The sequence below is a fragment of the Desulfovirgula thermocuniculi DSM 16036 genome (assembly GCF_000429345.1).
Taxonomy (GTDB): domain Bacteria; phylum Bacillota; class Desulfotomaculia; order Desulfotomaculales; family Desulfovirgulaceae; genus Desulfovirgula; species Desulfovirgula thermocuniculi.
This window is the reverse complement of the sequence record NZ_AUBR01000001.1, coordinates 87,067-104,260: the sequence shown is the minus strand read 5'-3', so window position 1 is coordinate 104,260 and position 17,194 is coordinate 87,067. Positions and strand designations below refer to the sequence as shown.

General features: G+C 64.9%; 15 protein-coding genes and 1 pseudogene. 3 read left to right on the top strand and 13 right to left on the bottom strand.

Going from position 1 to position 17,194, the window contains the following annotated elements; all coding sequences use genetic code 11:
- Window positions 1–253: 253 nt before the first annotated feature.
- Complete coding sequence (locus G454_RS0100630; protein ID WP_027717015.1) at window positions 254–2,002, bottom strand: carbon starvation CstA family protein; 1,749 nt, start codon at window positions 2,000–2,002, stop codon at window positions 254–256.
- A gap of 236 nt (window positions 2,003–2,238) precedes the next feature.
- Here G454_RS0100630 and G454_RS22230 point away from each other — a divergent pair, with 236 nt between their 5' ends.
- Entirely contained in the window at window positions 2,239–2,646 is a 408-nt protein-coding gene (locus G454_RS22230) for a hypothetical protein (protein WP_245574257.1), read from the top strand.
- Window positions 2,647–2,707: 61 nt separating this feature from the next.
- Here the strand turns inward: G454_RS22230 and G454_RS17125 are convergent, their stop codons facing one another.
- The 6 genes from G454_RS17125 to G454_RS0100590 all read right to left on the bottom strand — a co-directional run bounded on the left by G454_RS17125 (window position 2,708) and on the right by G454_RS0100590 (window position 8,882).
- Window positions 2,708–3,928 (bottom strand): Rne/Rng family ribonuclease, encoded by a 1,221-nt coding sequence (locus G454_RS17125; RefSeq protein ID WP_051275728.1) that lies wholly within the window; start codon window positions 3,926–3,928, stop codon window positions 2,708–2,710.
- Complete coding sequence (locus G454_RS17120) at window positions 3,925–4,605, bottom strand: TIGR03936 family radical SAM-associated protein (RefSeq protein ID WP_051275727.1); 681 nt, start codon at window positions 4,603–4,605, stop codon at window positions 3,925–3,927. Before G454_RS17120 ends, G454_RS17125 begins: the two co-directional genes overlap by 4 nt.
- 6 nt (window positions 4,606–4,611) lie before the next feature.
- Window positions 4,612–6,450: a TIGR03960 family B12-binding radical SAM protein gene (locus G454_RS0100605; RefSeq protein ID WP_027717013.1), complete on the bottom strand. Its 1,839-nt coding sequence runs from the start codon at window positions 6,448–6,450 to the stop codon at window positions 4,612–4,614.
- 57 nt (window positions 6,451–6,507) lie between these two features.
- Window positions 6,508–7,389, bottom strand: a complete 882-nt coding sequence (locus tag G454_RS0100600; protein WP_027717012.1) for a M50 family metallopeptidase — start codon at window positions 7,387–7,389, stop codon at window positions 6,508–6,510.
- Window positions 7,390–7,409: 20 nt separating this feature from the next.
- A complete protein-coding gene (locus G454_RS17115) occupies window positions 7,410–8,171 on the bottom strand; it encodes a M23 family metallopeptidase (protein ID WP_051275726.1) in 762 nt (253 codons plus the stop codon).
- Between the two features lie 66 nt (window positions 8,172–8,237).
- A complete protein-coding gene (locus tag G454_RS0100590; RefSeq protein ID WP_027717011.1) occupies window positions 8,238–8,882 on the bottom strand; it encodes a carboxypeptidase-like regulatory domain-containing protein in 645 nt (214 codons plus the stop codon).
- Window positions 8,883–9,177: 295 nt separating this feature from the next.
- Between G454_RS0100590 and G454_RS0100585 the strand changes: the two genes are divergently transcribed.
- Window positions 9,178–10,260: a mannose-1-phosphate guanylyltransferase gene (locus G454_RS0100585; RefSeq protein WP_027717010.1), complete on the top strand. Its 1,083-nt coding sequence runs from the start codon at window positions 9,178–9,180 to the stop codon at window positions 10,258–10,260.
- Between the two features lie 8 nt (window positions 10,261–10,268).
- Window positions 10,269–11,650, top strand: a pseudogene (locus G454_RS17110) (phosphomannomutase/phosphoglucomutase).
- On the opposite strand, the gene rodA reads toward G454_RS17110, so the two are convergent.
- The 6 genes from rodA to mreD all read right to left on the bottom strand — a co-directional run bounded on the left by rodA (window position 11,647) and on the right by mreD (window position 17,194).
- Window positions 11,647–12,975 (bottom strand): rod shape-determining protein RodA, encoded by a 1,329-nt coding sequence (rodA, locus tag G454_RS0100575; protein ID WP_027717009.1) that lies wholly within the window; start codon window positions 12,973–12,975, stop codon window positions 11,647–11,649. The pseudogene G454_RS17110 and the gene rodA overlap by 4 nt on opposite strands.
- Window positions 12,976–12,991: 16 nt before the next feature.
- Complete coding sequence (gene minE / locus G454_RS0100570; RefSeq protein WP_027717008.1) at window positions 12,992–13,279, bottom strand: cell division topological specificity factor MinE; 288 nt, start codon at window positions 13,277–13,279, stop codon at window positions 12,992–12,994.
- A gap of 19 nt (window positions 13,280–13,298) precedes the next feature.
- Complete coding sequence (gene minD / locus G454_RS0100565; RefSeq protein WP_027717007.1) at window positions 13,299–14,090, bottom strand: septum site-determining protein MinD; 792 nt, start codon at window positions 14,088–14,090, stop codon at window positions 13,299–13,301.
- A 27-nt stretch (window positions 14,091–14,117) separates the two neighbouring features.
- Window positions 14,118–14,474 carry a septum site-determining protein MinC gene (gene minC, locus G454_RS0100560; RefSeq protein ID WP_027717006.1) on the bottom strand — a complete coding sequence of 119 codons (357 nt, stop codon included), beginning with the start codon at window positions 14,472–14,474 and terminating at the stop codon, window positions 14,118–14,120.
- Between the two features lie 68 nt (window positions 14,475–14,542).
- The gene (gene mrdA, locus G454_RS17105) at window positions 14,543–16,690 is read right to left on the bottom strand and encodes a penicillin-binding protein 2 (RefSeq protein WP_084413165.1); all 2,148 of its coding nucleotides are present in this window, start codon (window positions 16,688–16,690) and stop codon (window positions 14,543–14,545) included.
- Window positions 16,691–16,696: 6 nt separating this feature from the next.
- Window positions 16,697–17,194 carry a rod shape-determining protein MreD gene (gene mreD / locus G454_RS0100550; protein WP_027717005.1) on the bottom strand — a complete coding sequence of 166 codons (498 nt, stop codon included), beginning with the start codon at window positions 17,192–17,194 and terminating at the stop codon, window positions 16,697–16,699.

The following is a 17,194-nucleotide window of genomic DNA, read 5'->3' as shown; positions in this document are numbered from 1 at the left end:
CGCCAGGCCAGCGGCTTTCAGCGGCGCAGCTCCGGGGTGAACTTCGGCCGGATGCGCCTGGAGGGGCTTGCAGCCGGCGGCCCCTCCTCTCTGCCAGGCCACCCCCGGCCTACTCTCCCGTTCATCGCCGTTCTCGTTATCTGCCTGCCGGTGCCTTAAGTGGCATTATAGCACAGCGGACAGAGCACAGGCAAGGGGATAAATTCTTTCAGCGGCTTGGCTCCCGCTCGCTCCGTTCGCCCTTAGAGAACGTTCACTTTGCCGCCTCCACAGCCGGCGAGGCTTTCTTAAAGTCGAAGTAGCGCTTGACGGCCAGCACGATGACCGCCAGGGCCAGGACCATGAGGGCGATGTCCGTGACCACCAGGGGGTAATTGTGGGTGGGCAGGTAGCGCGTCACCAGCAGCTTGTAGAGGGCCATCAGGGTGGTGCACATCATGAAGGCCGCCGGTAGCACCGTAAACCAGCTGGGCTTGCCGCGGTAGGCCAGCCAGGTGGATACGGCTATTAAGGCCAGGCCGGAAAGCAGCTGGTTGGCCGAGCCGAAAATGGGCCAGATCACCGTGTAGGCGTTGGTGTAGCCCAGGTAGAACATGACCAGTACGGAAAGCCCGGAATTAAACCAGAAGGTCTTGAAAAGGGGCGGCACCTCTTTAAAGATAAACGACCACAGCTCCTCAAAGAGGTAGCGGTTCAAGCGCACCGCCGTGTCCAGGGTGGTGATGATGAAGCCCTCGAGCATGAGAATGCCGAACACCGTGCCGATGACTATGGGTATGCCCAGCGACTTTTCCAGGAGGCCGCCCATGCCCAGGGAAAAGCCTAGGATGACGTTGGCGCCCTTGGTGGGCCAGACGATCTGCTTGTAGATGTCGTAGCCGATGCCCGTGGCCACCGCCACCACCACCAGGGTGGCCAGGATGCCTTCCAGGATCATGCCCCCGTAGCCGACCTTGCGCGCGTGGGACTCTCTGGCCACCTGCTTGGAGGAGGTGCCGCCGGCCACCAGGGAGTGGAAGCCCGAAATGGCTCCGCAGGCCACGGTAATGAAGAGGAAGGGCCAGAGCAGGCCGAGCTTTTCCACCCCGTAGGCAATGTTATAGGCTGGTGCCTGGGTGGTCAGGCCGCCAAACCCGCCCAGCAGGGCTCCCAGGAAAAGGAGGGCCAGGCCGCCGTAGAGCAGGAAGGCGTTGGTGAAGTCGCGCGGCTGCAGGATAATCCACACCGGGATGCCGGCGGCAAAGAGGACGTAGATGGAGATGATGACCATCCACACCTTGGGGTTGAGCATCACGGGGTGGGACATGCCGACGATTACCGAAACCACGCCCACGGCAATGGCCAGGAGCGCCACCAGGTAGACGTTGGCGCGCCGCCGGTAGAGCAGGTAGCCGATGAGGGGGCTGAAGAGGGTGATGATAATGACGGAAGTGGAAGCAATGCCGCCGATGACCACCTTCTGGGTTCCCTCGTGCGTGATCACCTTTAGCGCGGTCTTGGCCGGGTCGACGCCAATGGCGCTAACGGGCACCAGGGAGGATAAGGCCGTGGCCGTCAGGCCGAGAAAGGCGGAAGTAACCAGCACGATCATAAAGAGGGTAAAGAGGACAAACAGCAAATAGCCGGCCCTCCCCAGGGTGGTCCCGGCCACCTCTGCCATGGAGCGCCCCTTCTCCCGCATGGAGACGAAGAGAGAGGTGTAGTCGTGCACCGCCCCGATAAAAATGGTGCCCAGGAAAATCCAGAAGAGGGTGGGCATGTAGCCAAAGGCCAGGGCCATGGTGGGGCCCAGGATGGGGCCCGCGCCGGCAATGGAGGCAAAGTGGTGGGAGAAGACCACCAGTGGGTTGGAAGGGCAGTAGTCCTTATCGTCGCAGATCTCAACAGCAGGCGTGGGCCGGCTGTCATCCTCGCCCAGCACGTTTTTAATGTAGCCGCTGTAGTAGCGGTAGGCCAGGAAAAAGCCTATAAAAACGAGAAGGATGATGACCAAGGGGTTCACCAAAAATCTCCTCCTAGCAAAGATTTAATCGGCAGGTTGGGCAGCCAGCTGGTTGTTATTTTTTCCTATCACCTCCATTCCGCCCTGCGGAAAAACTTTTGCAAAGATTTTATATTTTACTTCTATTTTGCTCCCGTTTTTCCTGCACCCCGGGCGCTTTTTTTGTAGTATGTGCACACATCCTCTCTCCCCGGCATACCCATAAGGGAAAAAGGTAAAAAGGAGTGTGCCCCGTAATGCCGGAAGATAAAAGGGAAGCCGCCCCGCAGGGGACAGAAGAAATGGCCGCCAAAGGCATCCTCGACCAGATCAAGGAAAGCCTGAACCAGGAAATTGATTTTGAGCTGCCCTTCCCCCAAGATGCCAACATCCAGACGCTCCTCAACAGCCTGCACGTTCCCGGCAGCCACCAGAAAATCGGGCTGGAGTTTTCGTGCGGGGACTGCTGCAAGAAGGTTTTAAACGGCGCGCGGCTCTTCTTCGTCTTCGGCCTGGCTGTCCTGCTCCCCGCCCCCGGCGACTGCCTGTTCATGAAGGTCTTCAGCGGCGGCAAGCTGGTCGACAAACAAATCATGAGGGCCATCATCGTGCCCGTAAGAAACATCTGCGCCATTGAGATCCAGCCCGTGCAGGTAGACCCGTAGGGCGGATTTATAGCGGGGCCGGCGGCGCAGCGCCGGCCCCGCTTTCCCTGCGGGCAAATTTTTACGCCTGCACGCGGCCCTGGCCCTCGCAGCAGGGGCAGGGGCGCAGCAGCAGTTCGGCCAGGCTGGGGCGCGTTTTCTTGCGGGTCATTTCCACCAGGCCCAGCTGCGTGATGCCTAGCACCTGGGTGCGCGTGCGGTCCCTCTGCAGCCCCTCTTCCAGGACCTCCAGCACCTGCCGCCGGTGGTCTTCCCGGGACATATCGATAAAATCAATGATGATGATGCCCCCGATATTGCGCAGGCGCAGCTGGCGGGCTATCTCCCTTGCTGCCTCCACATTTGTCCGCAGCACCGTCTCCTCGAGGCTGGCGCCGCCCACGTACTTGCCCGTGTTCACATCAATCACCGTGAGGGCCTCGGTCTGGTCAAACACCAGGTACCCGCCGCAGGCAAGCCACACCTTGCGCGCCAGCGCCCGCCTGATTTCCGACTCGATGCCGTAGAGCCAGAAGAGGTCTTCCCCTTCCCTCAAGAAAACACGGTATTTCAAGGCCGGCGCCGCCAGCTCCAGCCAGTCCATGATGGCCTCATAGGCCGCGCGTGAATTCACCACCAGCCTGTGCACTTCTTCCGTGAAGACGTCCCGCAGGGTCCGCTGCACCAGCTCCAGGTCGCGATGCAGCAGCCCCGGCACGGGCTGCTCCCTTGCGCGGCGGCGGATTTTCTCCCAGAGACCGCACAGCAACTTCATTTCCCGCGCCAGCTCCTCCGCGGCGGCGTCCTTGGCCGCCGTGCGCACGATGACGCCCATCCCCGGGGGCCGGCAGCGGGCCGCCAGTTCCCGCAGCCTCTCCCTTTTCTCCTCTTCCCCAATGCGCCGGGAGATGGCTACGTAATTTACCGTGGGCATTAAAACCAGGTAGCGCCCGGGGAGGGTGATGCGGGTGGTAACCTTGGCCCCCTTGGTACCCATGGGCTCCTTGACCACCTGCACCACAATTTCCTGGCCCGGCTTTAAGAGGTCGGAAATCCTGGGCAAAAAGGGCGTTCCCGGGGGCACCAGGTCCTCCACGTGCAAAAAAGCGTTCCTGGCCAGGCCGATGTCCACAAAAGCCGCCTGCATGCCGGGCAGCACGTTTTTCACCCGGCCCCGGTAAATGTTGCCCACCAGGCGGTCCCCGGGGCCTTCCTCAAGGTACAGCTCTACCAGCACCCCTTCCTCCAGGAGGGCCACGCGGGTCTGCTCCGCGCTCACGTCCACGACAATTTCCTTTTTCAAGGCCCGCCCGCCTCCACCGGGAAGAGGCCCGTGCGCACGACCCGCGGCTCCCCCCCGGCGCAGAGATGCGGGCAGAAAGCGGCCAGGGCGTTTATTACCTCCTGCGGGCGCACGTTAAGCCGGTCCCCCACGGCCAGGGTCATTTCCAGGCACAGCACTCCTCCCTCCACGCGCCCGCAGAGCCGGTAAATGCCCGGGCGGATGTTTACGGTCTTTTCTTCCCTCCCTTCCCGGCGGCGGGTCACGCTCACCTCCTGCTTCTCTAAGAGCAGTTGCAGGCAGCGGCGCACCTCTTCCTCGCCGGCTTTTTCTGCCAGGGGCATTTCCACCCGGTAGGAGGCCCTGCCGACAGCGGCCATGAGGGCAGGAGCGCCGGCGGGAACGCGCCGGACGCTTTTAACCGCCAGGCCCGCGGGAAGCTCCCGGGAAAGGCGCCGCTGCACCTCCTCGGGAGCCAGCTCCTCTACAAGCTCCACGTCCAGGCACTCCCTCTCCCCTTCCATCCCCACCGGCAGGGGCGGCCCCGGGCTGATGAGGGGGTGGGGGTTAAATCCCCGGGAGAAAGCCAGGGGAAGCCCGGCCCTGCGCATGGCCCGCTCAAAAGCCCTCACCAGGTCCAGGTGGGAGATATAGCGCGCCGGGCCGCTCTTGCCGTACTCTACCCGGTAGCGGGGCATAAAGGGCTAACCTCCAATCTCCGGCTCGATTTCCAGCGTGGGGCACAGGCCGCAGCCCGGGCAGCGGCCTTCCCGGCAGTCGGGCGTGGTCAGCCCGGCCAGTGCCCTCCTGTGCTCCCTGATCAGGTACTCCCGGCTGACCCCGGCATCGATGTGGTCCCAGGGGAGCACGTCCTCATAGCTGTAGCGGCGGTAGGCGTAACAGGCGGGGTCCAGGCCGGCCCGCGCAAAGGCCTCCCGCCAGCGCGCAAAGTCAAAACACTCCGACCAGCCGTCGAACCGGCAGCCGAGCCGCCAGGCCTCCTCCAGGGCCCGGCCCAGGCGCCTGTCCCCGCGGGCCAAGGCGGCTTCCAGGAAGCTGGCCTCGGCCCCGTGCCAGCGAAACTCCAGCCCCTTTTCGCGCAACCTGCGCCGCAGGTATCCCTGGCGGCGCACCAGCTCTTCCATCTCCGCCTGCGGCTCCCACTGGAAGGGCGTGTGGGACTTGGGCACAAAGGAAGAGACGCTCACCGTAACTTTCAGCCTCTTCGGGGGAACCCCCATTTCCTTCCCGCGGGCCAGCACCCGCCGTGAAAGCGCGGCAATGCTCTCTAAGTCCTCGTCCGTTTCCGTGGGCAGCCCGATCATAAAGTAAAGCTTTATGGCCGTCCAGCCCGCCGCAAAGGCCGCCGCCGCGGCGCCCAGCAGGTCCTCCTCGGTGACCCCCTTGTTGATGACGTCCCGCAGGCGCTGCGTGCCGGCCTCCGGGGCAAAGGTAAGGGTGGAGCGGCGTACCCGCTGCACCTCCCGCGCCAGGTCCACGGAAAAAGCGTCCACCCGCAGGGAGGGAAGGGAAACGCTCACCCCCATTCCCTCAAAGGAGTCCAGGAGGGAGCGCACCAGCTCCCGGACCCGGGAGTAGTCGGCGGTGCTCAGCGAAACCAGGGAGAGCTCCTCGTAGCCCGTGTTTTTGATCAGCTCGGCGGCCTGGCGCAAGAGGGTGTCCGGGTGCTTTTCCCGCACCGGCCGGTAGATCATCCCCGCCTGGCAGAACCTGCAGCCCCTGGTGCAGCCGCGCTGTATTTCCAGCATGCCGCGGTCGTGCACCACGCCCAGGTAGGGCACCACCGGCCTGGTGGGAAAGGGCGCGCCGTCAAAGCGGCGCACCACCCTCTTGGTCACCCGGGGCGGGACGCCTGCCGCCACGGGCTCCACCCGGGAAACGGCGCCGTCGTCCCGGTAAAGCACCCGGTAGAGGGAGGGGACGTAAACGCCGGGGATGGAGGCGGCGCGGCGCAAAAAAAGCTGTCGATCACCCCGGCGCCCGCCCAGCTCCAGGTAGAGGTCGAGCAGTTCCCCCAGCACCTCCTCGCCCTCGCCGATGACAAAGAGGTCCACGAAGTCGGCCAGGGGCTCCGGGTTAAAGGCGCACGGCCCCCCGGCCACGACCAGGGGGTGCCCCGGGCCGCGCGCCGCGGCGCGCAGGGGCAGACCGGCCAGGTCCAGCATGTTGAGGACGTTGGTAAAGGTGAGCTCGTATTGGAGGGTGAAGGCCAGGATGTCAAAGTCGCGGACCGGACGGCGGGACTCCAGGGTGAAAAGGGGCACGCCCCGGCGGCGCATTTCCCCTTCCATGTCCACCCAGGGCGCAAAAACCCTCTCCATCAGGGCGTCCTCCCGGCTGTTCACCAGGTGGTAGAGGATCTGCAGCCCGAGGTAGGACATGCCTACCTCGTAAACGTCGGGGAAGGCAAAGGCCACCCTGACCGCCGCCTTATCCCAGTCCTTGCGTACGGCGTTCCACTCCCCGCCCGCGTAGCGGGCCGGTTTCTGCACCCGCGCCAGGAGCGGCTCGATGTCCAGCATGGGGTCCTCCCTAAGGGCAGGATTTTTCCACAAGCAAACTGCTTCAATAATTTTACTTCATTCGGGTCCCGCAGGCAAACGGCCCACGGGCAAATCCGTGCCGTATTTTAAAAGGCTTTCCACGAGCTGGGCCTCGGTGAACAGCCCCTTAACGCGCCAGTGCCGGTCCAGGACCAGCACCATGCAGAAGCGGCGGGGCAAAAACGAGGAGACGATCCGCCCCAGGGGCACCTCCTCCAGGGCCACCAGGTGCTCCACGGGAAGCATCCCGCATCTCAAAAGCTCGCCCTTCTTGGCGGCCAGGTGCCAGGCCACCAGGTAAGGGGCCCTCAGGCGCTCGCGTCGGGCGGCAAAAAATAAAAACAGGGCGACGAACAGGACGTCCAGGCCGCTGACGCCCAGCCACAGCCCCAGGACCCCGCAGGCCATGACCAGCACGGCCACCACCTGCCCCAGGGCCGCCGCGCGGTAGGTGGCCTCCCGCAAATTCAAGCGCCCGGCCAAAACCGCCCGGTAGACCCGCCCGCCGTCTAAGGGCAGCGCCGGAAGGAGGTTAAAGGCCGCCAGCAGGAGGTTGCACTGGACGAAAAAAGGCCCCAGCTCCTCATGCCAGAGGCCGTACCTTTTGGCGCCCAGGGCCAGGAAAACCAGGAGCAGGTTGCCCAGGGGGCCCGCCAGGGCCACCCAGAACTCCCTGGCCGGGTGCAGGACCAGCTGTCCCCCCACGCGGGCCACGCCGCCAAAGGGCAGGAGCTCCACCTCCTTCACCGGCACCCCCAGGCGCCGGGCGGCAAAGGCGTGGGCCAGCTCGTGGGCCAGCACGCAGGCAAAGGCCAGCAGGCCCCTGGCGAAAATGCCGGCCACAAAGAAGAGCCCCAGGAGGGCCAGGAAAAACGGGTTGAGGTATACGTCTACCCCCAGGATTTTGCCCAGGCGCAAGGCTACCCACCACCCCGCCTCTAGTAGCGCAGCCTGAGCAGCGGGTCGATGAGCTTCTCCTTTTCCCGCACCTCAAAATGCAGGCCGCCGCCCTTGACGTCGCCCTTCTCCCCCACCTCGCCTATTTTCTGCCCCGCCGCCACCCGCTGCCCTTCGGCGGCTGCCAGGCGCCCCAGGCCCGCGTACAGGGTGTAGTCGCCGTCCCCGTGGTCGAGCAGCACGAAGCGCCCTAAGGCGGCGTCCTCCCCTACCCTGGTCACCCTGCCGTCCCGCGCAGCCTTCACCGGGCTGCCCGGCGGGGCGGCAATGTCGATGCCGGGATGAAAGCGCTCCAGGCCGTCCAGGGGATCCCTGGTCCAGCCGTAGCCCCGCACCACCTTGCCCGAGGCGGGGAGCTGGTAGGGCTTTGCTTCCTCCGCCGGCCCCATGGCCTGGCGCGCGCCCGGGGTGAATTCCCCGGGGTAGGGCTGGTCCACGTTAACCATCTGCAGGGCCGCCTGCACCGCCCTTTGCAGGACCGGCTGGTAGTTCCACTCGGTGGTCAGGAGGTAGCGTAGGCCCTCCCGCACCTGCTCCCCGCCCGGGTAGGGAAACTCCCGAGCCACGAGCAAAAGGGCCAGGATGAGCATCGCGGCCATGCTGCGCCAGAACCAGCCGTAGGCGCCCCTGTGCTGCGCCGGGAGATGGCGGGGCGGGTAGCCGCGGGGCCAGCCGCCCGCCGGAGGCGGCTCGGGAACGGCGCTTCCCCTTCCGGGCTTCTTCTGCCACGGCCTCTTCCACAAGGCACATCCCCCCTGTCACTAAATCATACTGGACAAGGGGGTGAAAATATGACCGGTCGGGCCGCCTCACCGCGGCATTTTCTCTTCCTCCCGCCGGCGGTAAAGCACAAAGTTCACCGTATCCCGCAGCATGAGCACGGCAATCTCTTCCTGCGGCTCGTAGCCCTCCGCCTCCACCCGCACGCGGTAGGTTCCCGCATCGCAGTCGGCAAAAGCATAGGTGCCGTCGGCAGCCGTAGTGGTCTCCCGCACCGCCCGCCCGTTTTCCATCTCCAGCAGGATGACCCTGGCTCCCCCTACGGGCTGCCCCGTGAGGAAATCCGTCACCCTCCCGTCCAGGCTCACCGGCGAGAGGTACTCCACCTCCAGCTCCAGCGTGCCGATAACGCTGATGCGCCCGGGACGCACGGTTACCTTGGCGATGTCCACGCGGTGGCGGATGGAAAGGATGTCGCGGGGGTGGGCAACAGGCCTCAAGCGCATGAAGGTGGAGGCGTGCACCAGGGTGCTGTAACCGCCGGGGTAATCCCCGCTGCCGAAGACGGCAAAAAGCTTGATGGCCGCGTTGACCTGGAGGATGTGCTCCTCCAGCAAGCGGTGTTCCAGGGACTCCACCCGGGCAAAAATCTCCGGCTCCCCCGTCCCGGGCCTGGTGGTTATGCTCCCGTACCAGTTAATGCGCTTGGTATCCAGCCTGCGGATGGAACCCAAAGCAAAAGACCCCCGCTTCAAACAGCCGCCCGCAGTTTTCCGCCGGGACATCTCTGTGGAACCCCGGCACATTTATTTTCCCCCGCAGCCAGCAGGGTTAACCAGACGCACCCTGCCTTGCTTTGGGGGCGCAAGCGCCACGCGGGCCGGAAAGGGGGCGGCAAAGGCGGCGCCGGGCGAAAAGAATTTGGCCGTAGAACTCCGGTTTGGCCTGCGGAACTCCCGGGGCGGGTAAGGGCATAAACCGCATGTTTTGCCCGAGGGTGACTAAATATTTTAGTGGTGGTGAGCAAGCGTGCCCAAGCAAAACCTGTTTGCGGTTATACTGGCCGGCGGCTCCGGGGAGCGCTTCTGGCCTCTTTCCCGCCGGGCAAGGCCCAAGCAGTTCTTGGCCCTGGTGGGGGAGCGCACCATGCTGCAGCTCACCGCCGAAAGGCTGGCCGGCATTGTAAAGCCGCAAGATACCTTCGTGGTCACCGCCCGTGCTTACCTGGACCTGGTGAGGGCCCAGCTGCCCGGGTTGCCGGAGGAAAACATCCTCGCCGAACCCGTGGGCCGCAACACCGCCGCCGCCGTGGGCCTGGCCGCCGCGCTCCTGGCCCGGCGCTCTCCCGGCGGCATAATGGCGGTCCTGCCGGCGGACCACTACGTGGCCGACGTGGCCCGCTTCCAGGCGGTCCTTCGGGCGGCCATTGGCGCCGCGCGCGACGGGCAGTGGGTGGTCACCATCGGCATTACCCCCACCCGCCCGGAAACCGGCTACGGCTACATCTGCCGGGGCGAACAGCACGCCGTCTTCATGGGCATCCCCGCCTATCGCGCCCTGCGCTTCACCGAAAAGCCGGATGTAAGGCAGGCCCGAGAGTTCCTGGCCAGCGGGCGGTACCTCTGGAACAGCGGCATATTCGTCTGGCGCGTGGATTTAATCAGCCGGTTGATTGCCCGGTACCTTCCCGAGCTTCACGGGGGCCTGCTGCGGCTGGCCGGGACCATAGGCGACCGGCTGGCAGCGGCCATGGAGGAAGTCTACCCGGACCTGCCCGGCATTTCCGTGGACTACGGCATCATGGAGCGCGCCCCCAACATCCTGGTCCTGCCCGGCGACTTCGGCTGGGACGATGTGGGCTCCTGGCCGGCCCTGGAGGGCTATCGGGAAAACGACGACCTCGGCAACGTGTTGGAGGGGCGCGGCGTGCTGCTGGACACCAGGAACACCCTGGTCTACGCCCCCCACAAGGTGGTGGCCACGCTGGGGGTGGAAAACCTCATCATTGCCGACGCCGGAGACAGCCTCCTGGTCTGCCGCAAGGAGCGCGCCCAGGAAATAAAGCGCCTCCTGGCGGCCCTGAAAGAAGCCGGGCTCGGCGAGGTGTTATAAAAGCGGCCATGGCTCTGGCAAACCCGCACATTTTCCGCCAGTACGATATCAGAGGAGTGGCCGGGCGAGACCTGACGCCGCAGGTGGTGGAAGCCCTGGGGCGGGCGTTTGGCACCGTGGTGCGGGAGCGGGGCGGGAGAGAGGTGCTGGTGGGGAGGGATAACCGCACGAGTTCCCCGCGCCTGCGGGACGACCTGGTGCGCGGCCTGGTGGCGTCCGGCTGCCGGGTCCTGGACCTGGGCCTGGTGGTTACCCCCATCCTTTACTTTGCCCGCGAGCACTGGGGCATTGAGGCCGGCGTGATGATCACGGGCAGCCACAACCCCCCGGAGGAAAACGGCTTCAAGCTGGCCCTGGGCCCGGGAACCATCCACGGCGAAGAAATACGGCGCCTGCAGCGCCTCATGGAAAAGGGCCTCTACGCCGGAGGCCGCGGGAGCGTGGAGCGGGTGGATGCGGTGAGCCCCTACCTGGCCATGCTCGCCCAAAGGATCCGCCTGGGACCACGCCCCCTCAAAGTGGCCGTGGACTGCGGCAACGGCGCGGCGGGGATCTTTGCCCCCCGCATCCTGGAGGCCTGGGGCTGCCGGGTGGTGCCTCTGTACTGCGAGCCCGACGGCACCTTCCCCCACCACCACCACCCCCGGCAAAAAGGGCCAACCTCAGGGAACTGCAGCACGCGGTGGTGGAGGAGGGCTGCGACCTGGGCGTGGGCTACGACGGCGACGCCGACCGCCTGGGGGTGGTGGACGAAAGAGGGGAGGTAATCTGGGGGGACCGCCTTATGTGCCTTTTCTGGCGGGAAATCCTGCCCGGGCACCCCGGCGCCCCGGCCCTCGTGGAGGTCAAGTGTTCGCAGGCCCTGGTGGAGGAAATAGAGCGCCTGGGGGGCAGGCCCGTGTTCTGCAAGACCGGCCACTCGCTCATTAAAGCCCGGATGAGGGAAATGGGGGCCCCCTTCGCCGGGGAGATGTCCGGGCATATGTTCTTTGCCGATGAGTTCTACGGCCACGACGACGCCTTTTACGCCACCGGGAGGCTCCTGCGCATACTCTCGGGCACCGACCGGCCCCTTTCCGCGCTTACGGCGGACGTACCGCAGTATTGCTCTACCGCCGAAACCCGCATCCCCTGCCCCGATGAGGTAAAGTTTGCCGCCGTGGCCAGGCTGGTGGAGTTTTTCAAGGGGAGGTACGAGGTGGTGGATGTAGACGGCGCCCGGGTGCTCTTTGCGGAAGGCTGGGGCCTGGTGCGGGCCTCCAACACCCAGCCCGCGCTGGTGGCCCGCTGCGAGGCCAGGACCAGGGAGGGCCTGGAAAAAATCTGCGGCCTCATGCACGAGGCCCTGGTAAAGATCGGCGGTGTAAAACCGTTTGCGTGGGAATATTAAAACAGGATCTTCCTGCGCCTCACGTATACGTTAAGCAAGAGGCCCAGGGCGGCCAGGTTCATGATCATGTTGGAGCCGCCGTAGCTGAAAAAGGGCAGCGGGATACCCACCACGGGCATGATGCCGATGGTCATGCCCACGTTGACAAAAACGTGGAAGGCAAACATGGACACCACGCCGCCGGCCATCAGCGCCCCGAGCAGGTCCCTGGCGCTGGCGGCAATCCTGATGCCCCGGTAGAGGATGAGCAGGAAAAGGCCCAAAAGAAACACCGAGCCCAAAAAGCCGGCTTCCTCGCCCACGACGGAAAAAATGAAGTCGGTGTGGCGGATGGGCAGGAAGGTGAGGTGGCTCTGCGTGCCCCCCAGCAGGCCCTTGCCCCAGAAGCCGCCGGAACCCACGGCAATGAGGGACTGCCAGATGTGGTAGCCCGCCCCCAGGAGGTCGCTTTTGGGGTCCAGAAAGATGGTCAGGCGGGTTACCTGGTACTCCTTGAGGGTGTGCCGGTGGAAGAAGTCGTGCCTCCTGCTGGCCTCCTGGTACTCCCGGAACACCTCTTCGTACTTTTTGTTTAGCTCTTCCCGGGCGGGAGCGGCCACGGCGGTCTTCTTTTCCTCCTCCAGGGCCAAAAGCTGCTTTTCCAGGAGCGCTTCTGCCTGGTGGAGGTGGGCGTGGAGCACAAAAAGGGCCACTAAAAGGGCCATCCCGGCTCCCAGGAGGGCCGCCAGCGTGGAGGGGCGCGCCCCGGCCAGGAAAAGCATGCCGAACATGATGGCCACGAAGACCATGGAGGTGCCCAGGTCCGGCTGTTTCAAAACTAAAAGGGTGGGGACGCCCACGTGAACAAAAACGGGCAGGAGATCCCGCAGGCGCTGGAGGCGCCCCTCCCGGGAGACCAGGAACTGGGCCAGGGTCACGATGAGGATGAGTTTGGAAAATTCAGAAGGCTGGAAGACAAAGGGACCGACCTGTATCCAGCGCTGGGCCCCCAGAGCTTCCCGCCCCACAAAGAGGACGGCTACGAGCATGAGGAGGTTTAAAATATAAAGCCCCCGCGCATGCTTGGCCAGGTCCTCGTAGGGGATGTAGAGGACCAGCGCCATGACCACAAGCCCTATCAGCACCCACAGCACCTGCTTGAGCACAAAGGCATAGTCCAGGTGCAAGAGGCGCAGGGGAAGGAAAAGGTTTTTTAACTCGCTGAAAGACTCGTCGGTAAACTCCAGGGTGGCGCTGCCGATGGCCACCAGGCTGAGGAGGATGACCAGGCCCGTGGCAAAGACAAGGGTGTGGTCGATGCTGCGTACGATGCGCCGGTATACCAAGGGAAATCACCGCTCTTTAAATGCTTACTGCCGGCGTCCTGGTGGCCCGTTTCATGCTCTTCACGGGGATGCTGGCCACCAGGGCCACCTGCCTTTCGTTGCTGTCCAGGGTGACCTCCATGGCCTTCTCGTCGATGTCCATGTACTTGGAGATCACCTGGATGAGGTCCGTCTTTAAGGCCTGCAGGAGCTGGGGCGATACGCTGGCCCTGTCGTGCACCAGGACCAGGCGCAGCCTCTCCTTGGCAATCTCTTTGCTGCCGCCAGATTCCCTTCCCAGCACGCGGTTGATGAAGTCCAGCAAGGCCCTTCCCCCCTTCCTTCTACCCCCTGATCATCCGGCGCCAGAGGCGCGCCAGGAACCCGCCTTCATCCAGGTTCATCAGGGGCACCTGCTCGCCCAGAATCCGCCGCGCGATGTTGCGGTAGGCCTGCCCGGAACGGGAGTGCTCGTCCTGCACGATGGGCTCGCCCCGGTTGGTGCTGATGACCACCATCTCGTCCTCGGGGATCACCCCCAAAAGGTCTACCGCCAGGATGTCCACGATGTCCTCTATGCTCATCATGTCCCCGGCGCGCACCATGCGGGGGCGGATGCGGTTGATGATCAGCTTGGGGTCCCGCAGCTCGGCGGCCTCCAGGAGGCCGATGACCCGGTCGGCATCCCTTACGGCAGCCACCTCGGGGGTGGTCACCACAATGGCCTTTTCGGCCCCGGCAATGGCGTTCTTGAAGCCCTGCTCGATCCCCGCCGGGCAGTCTATGATCACGAAGTCAAACTCTTCCTTAAGCTCGGCGCAGAGGGCCTTCATCTGCTCCGGGCTGACCGCCGTCTTGTCCTTGGTCTGCGCGGCGGGCAAGAGGAAGAGGCCCTCAAAGCGCTTGTCTTTAATCAACGCCTGCCGCAGGCGGCAGTGGCCCCCCGTCACGTCGGTAATGTCGTAGACGATGCGGTTTTCCAGCCCGAGCACCACATCCAGGTTGCGCAGCCCGATATCCGCATCCACCAGGGCCACCCGGCGGCCCATGAGGGCAAGCCCCGCCCCCAGGTTGGCCGTGGTGGTGGTCTTCCCTACCCCGCCCTTGCCGGAGGTCACCACAATAACTTCTCCCATGAACGCTGCCTCCTTCCCCACACCTTCTTACGGTGAATAAGCTTCGATGGTCACCACACCGTTTTTAATGCGGGCCACTTCGGGGCCGGTGGGCTTCTGGAGCGGCCCGTCCGGGGAACGGGTAATGTGGTTGGCAATGCGCAGCTGGATGGGCTCCAGGCGGAAAGCCAGGACCATGGCCTTCTCGTTGCCGCCGGCCCCGGCGTGCACCACTCCCCGCACCGTGCCCATGACGATCACGTTGCCCGTAGCCACCACCTCCGCCCCGGGGTTCACGTCGCCCAGGATGACCACATGCCCGTCGTAATACACCTTCTGGCCGGAACGCAAAGTGCGCCGGATTAAAATGGTGTTATCTTCCACCTCCGGGGTTCCTCTCTTCAAGGCCGACTCCCCCCGCTGGAGTTAAAAGTTCTACAGGTGGTAACCAAATCCTGCTAGGGTTTTATAATTTAAGCGCCCGCACCCGCGGCGGGTGAGGGATTTGTCCCCCGGGGCGCCTGCTGGCCGGCAGGAGCCGGCGGCTCCCGGCGCGCTCCTGGCTGCGCGGGAGGAGCCGCCCCGGGCCCGCCGTCTAAGGGCTCGGTTAAACCGGCCAGGGGAGAGGCGGTTTTCAGCTTGAAGTAGGCGTCCAGGATGTCGCGGGCCACGGCACCGGCGGCGGAGCTGCCGTGGCCGCCGTACTCCACCACCACGGCCAGGGCTATTTCCGGGTTTTCGTACGGGGCAAAGGCCACAAAGAGGGCATGGTTGTCGTGGCCGTGTACCTCGGCGGTGCCGGTTTTCGCCCCGGCTGTGTAGGGAGCCCCCCAGAAGACCCCGGCGGCGGTCCCGTCGGGCGGCAGGGTGGCCTCGCGCATCCCCTGACGGATGATCTCCAGGGTGCGGGGAGAAATGTTCACCCGGCGGATTTCCTGGGGGGCAAACTCCTTCACCACCTGCCCGTCGGGGGCCACCACCTTTTTCACCAGAAAGGGCTTGTAGAGGGTGCCGCCGTTGGCAATGGCGGCCACATAGTTGGCCAGCTGCAGCGGGGTGTAGTAGTTGTTGCCCTGGCCGATGGCCATGTCCAGGGTGTCGTACTCGCGCCACTCCAGCTCCCAGGCAATTTTCTCGTACCTCTCCTGCAGGGAGGAAAGGCGCCCCTGCATTTCCCGCGAAAGCATCGCCCTTTCGGCCTCGCCGGCGGCGGCAGCCATGCGCCGCTCGTACTCCTGGCGCACGGCGTCCATTTCCTTCTGCACGCCGTCCAGGTAGGGCTTCCACAGGTTGTACTTTTGTTCCGGGCCGGGAACGCGCCCGGCGTTTTCCCCGGGCAGCTCCACCCCTGTTTTTTGCCCCAGGCCCAGCTCGCGGGCGTAGCGGGCTATCGGCTCCGGGCCCAGCATGGCCCCCACGGTCCAGAAGAAGGTGTCGCAGGAAACCTTGATGGCCCGCACCAGGTCCACCCTGCCGTGCCCCCCCGGCTGCCAGTCCGTTTTATACTTATAGCGCCCCGTATCGCTGATGGCAAAGTCCGGCGTGATCTTGCCCGTCTCCAGGGCCGCCGCCGCCACCACCATCTTAAAGGTGGAGCCGGGAGGATAAAGCCCCAGCGCCCGGTTCAGCAGGGCCTGCTCCCTGTTGATCTTGGCCCAGGCCTCGTTCCACTCCCGGCGGGAAAGCTCCCGCGTGAAGATGGTGGGGTCGTAGGTGGGGTGGCTGGCCAGGGCCAGGATCTCCCCCGTGCGCACGTCCAGCACCACCGCCGCCCCCGCGCGGGCCTCGGGGTAGCCCTCCCGCTGCAGGCGCTGGAGGTTTTTGGCCAGGGCGTCCTGGGCGGCCCGCTGCAGGCGGGCATCCACGGTGAGCACCAGGCTGTTCCCCGGCACGGGCTCCTTCACGCCCAGGTCCCGCACCGGCCTACCCTGGGCGTCCACCTCCACCTGGCGGGCGCCGCGCTCCCCCCTGAGGTAGCGCTCAAAGGACTTCTCCAGCCCGTCCTTGCCCCAGCTGTCGCCCATCTGGTACCCCTCGTCTTTGTGCTCCTCCAGCTCCTGGCGGTCCATCTGACCCACGTAGCCCAGGGCGTGCACCAGCAGGTCCCCGAAGGGGTAATCCCGCACGGGCTGCACGTCGATGAGCACGCCCGGTAACTCCAGGCGCTGCTCCTCAATGCGGGTGACCGTTTCCAGGGAAACCCCGCGGGCCACGGGCACGGGCTCATACAGCCGCAGCTTCTGCTCGCCCAGCCGGCGGTGTATTTCCTGCTCGATCTCGGCCACGCTCATGCCCGCAAAGACCCGCTCGCCGGCCAAGATGCGGGCCAGCCGCGGCACCACCTGGTCGGTGTTCTTCACCCCCAGGTAGGCCAGCGAAACGGTGTAGATGGGCTTATTGCCCACCACGCGGACGCCGTTGCGGTCGTAAATCTCCCCGCGGGGAGCCATGATGGGGATGAGGCGCAGGTGGTTCTGCTGGGCCATCATGCGGTACTTATCGGTCTGCACCAGCTGGAGGTAGGCCAGCCTGCAGACGAGCACCGCAAACGCCGCCAGCACGACGGCCAGCATGACCTGCAGCTTCTTTTCCAGCTTGGGGGCCGTTCCCGGCGCGTTCATGAAGGGCTAGCCACTCCCCATCCATCCTCTCTGGTAAAGGCGGCTGAACAGGGGGTAAAAAAGGGGCACAAGGGCGGCGGAGTACACGGCTGTGGGTAATATGACCCTCACCACGGCCGTCACCAGGGGCACCTTCACCCCCACAAAGAACAGGAGGGGGTAATAGATTAACTGGCTGGCCAGGGAGCACCCCAGGGTGGTCAGCAGGGCTACCGCCGTGCTCTCCTTGTAGAGGCGGGATTCGGCCCAGCCGGCCAGGTAACCGGCTGCGGACAAACTGAGAGCGCTCAGCCCGAGGTAGTGGCCGCAGAGAAAATCCTTGCCCAGCCCTGCCGCAAAGCCCCACAGTGCCCCTTCCCTTGACCCCCTCCAGAGGCCGTGAAAGACCACCGGCAGAAGGACCAAGTCGGGCACCGCCCCCCAGAGGGAGATCATGCCGGCCAGGGTCACCTGCAACAGGAGGGCCAGCCCGAAAAGGGCGCCTAAAAAAAACAAGCTCCGCAC

Excerpts from the sequence above, each read along its gene's own strand:
- G454_RS22230 (WP_245574257.1), top strand. The coding sequence starts at position 2,239 with ATGCCGGAAGATAAAAGGGAAGCCGCCCCGCAGGGGACAGAAGAAATG.
- G454_RS17120 (WP_051275727.1), bottom strand. The coding sequence starts at position 4,605 with ATGCCCCGCTACCGGGTAGAGTACGGCAAGAGCGGCCCGGCGCGCTAT.
- G454_RS0100605 (WP_027717013.1), bottom strand. The coding sequence starts at position 6,450 with ATGCTGGACATCGAGCCGCTCCTGGCGCGGGTGCAGAAACCGGCCCGC.
- minD (WP_027717007.1), bottom strand. The coding sequence starts at position 14,090 with ATGGGAGAAGTTATTGTGGTGACCTCCGGCAAGGGCGGGGTAGGGAAG.
- mrdA (WP_084413165.1), bottom strand. The coding sequence starts at position 16,690 with ATGAACGCGCCGGGAACGGCCCCCAAGCTGGAAAAGAAGCTGCAGGTC.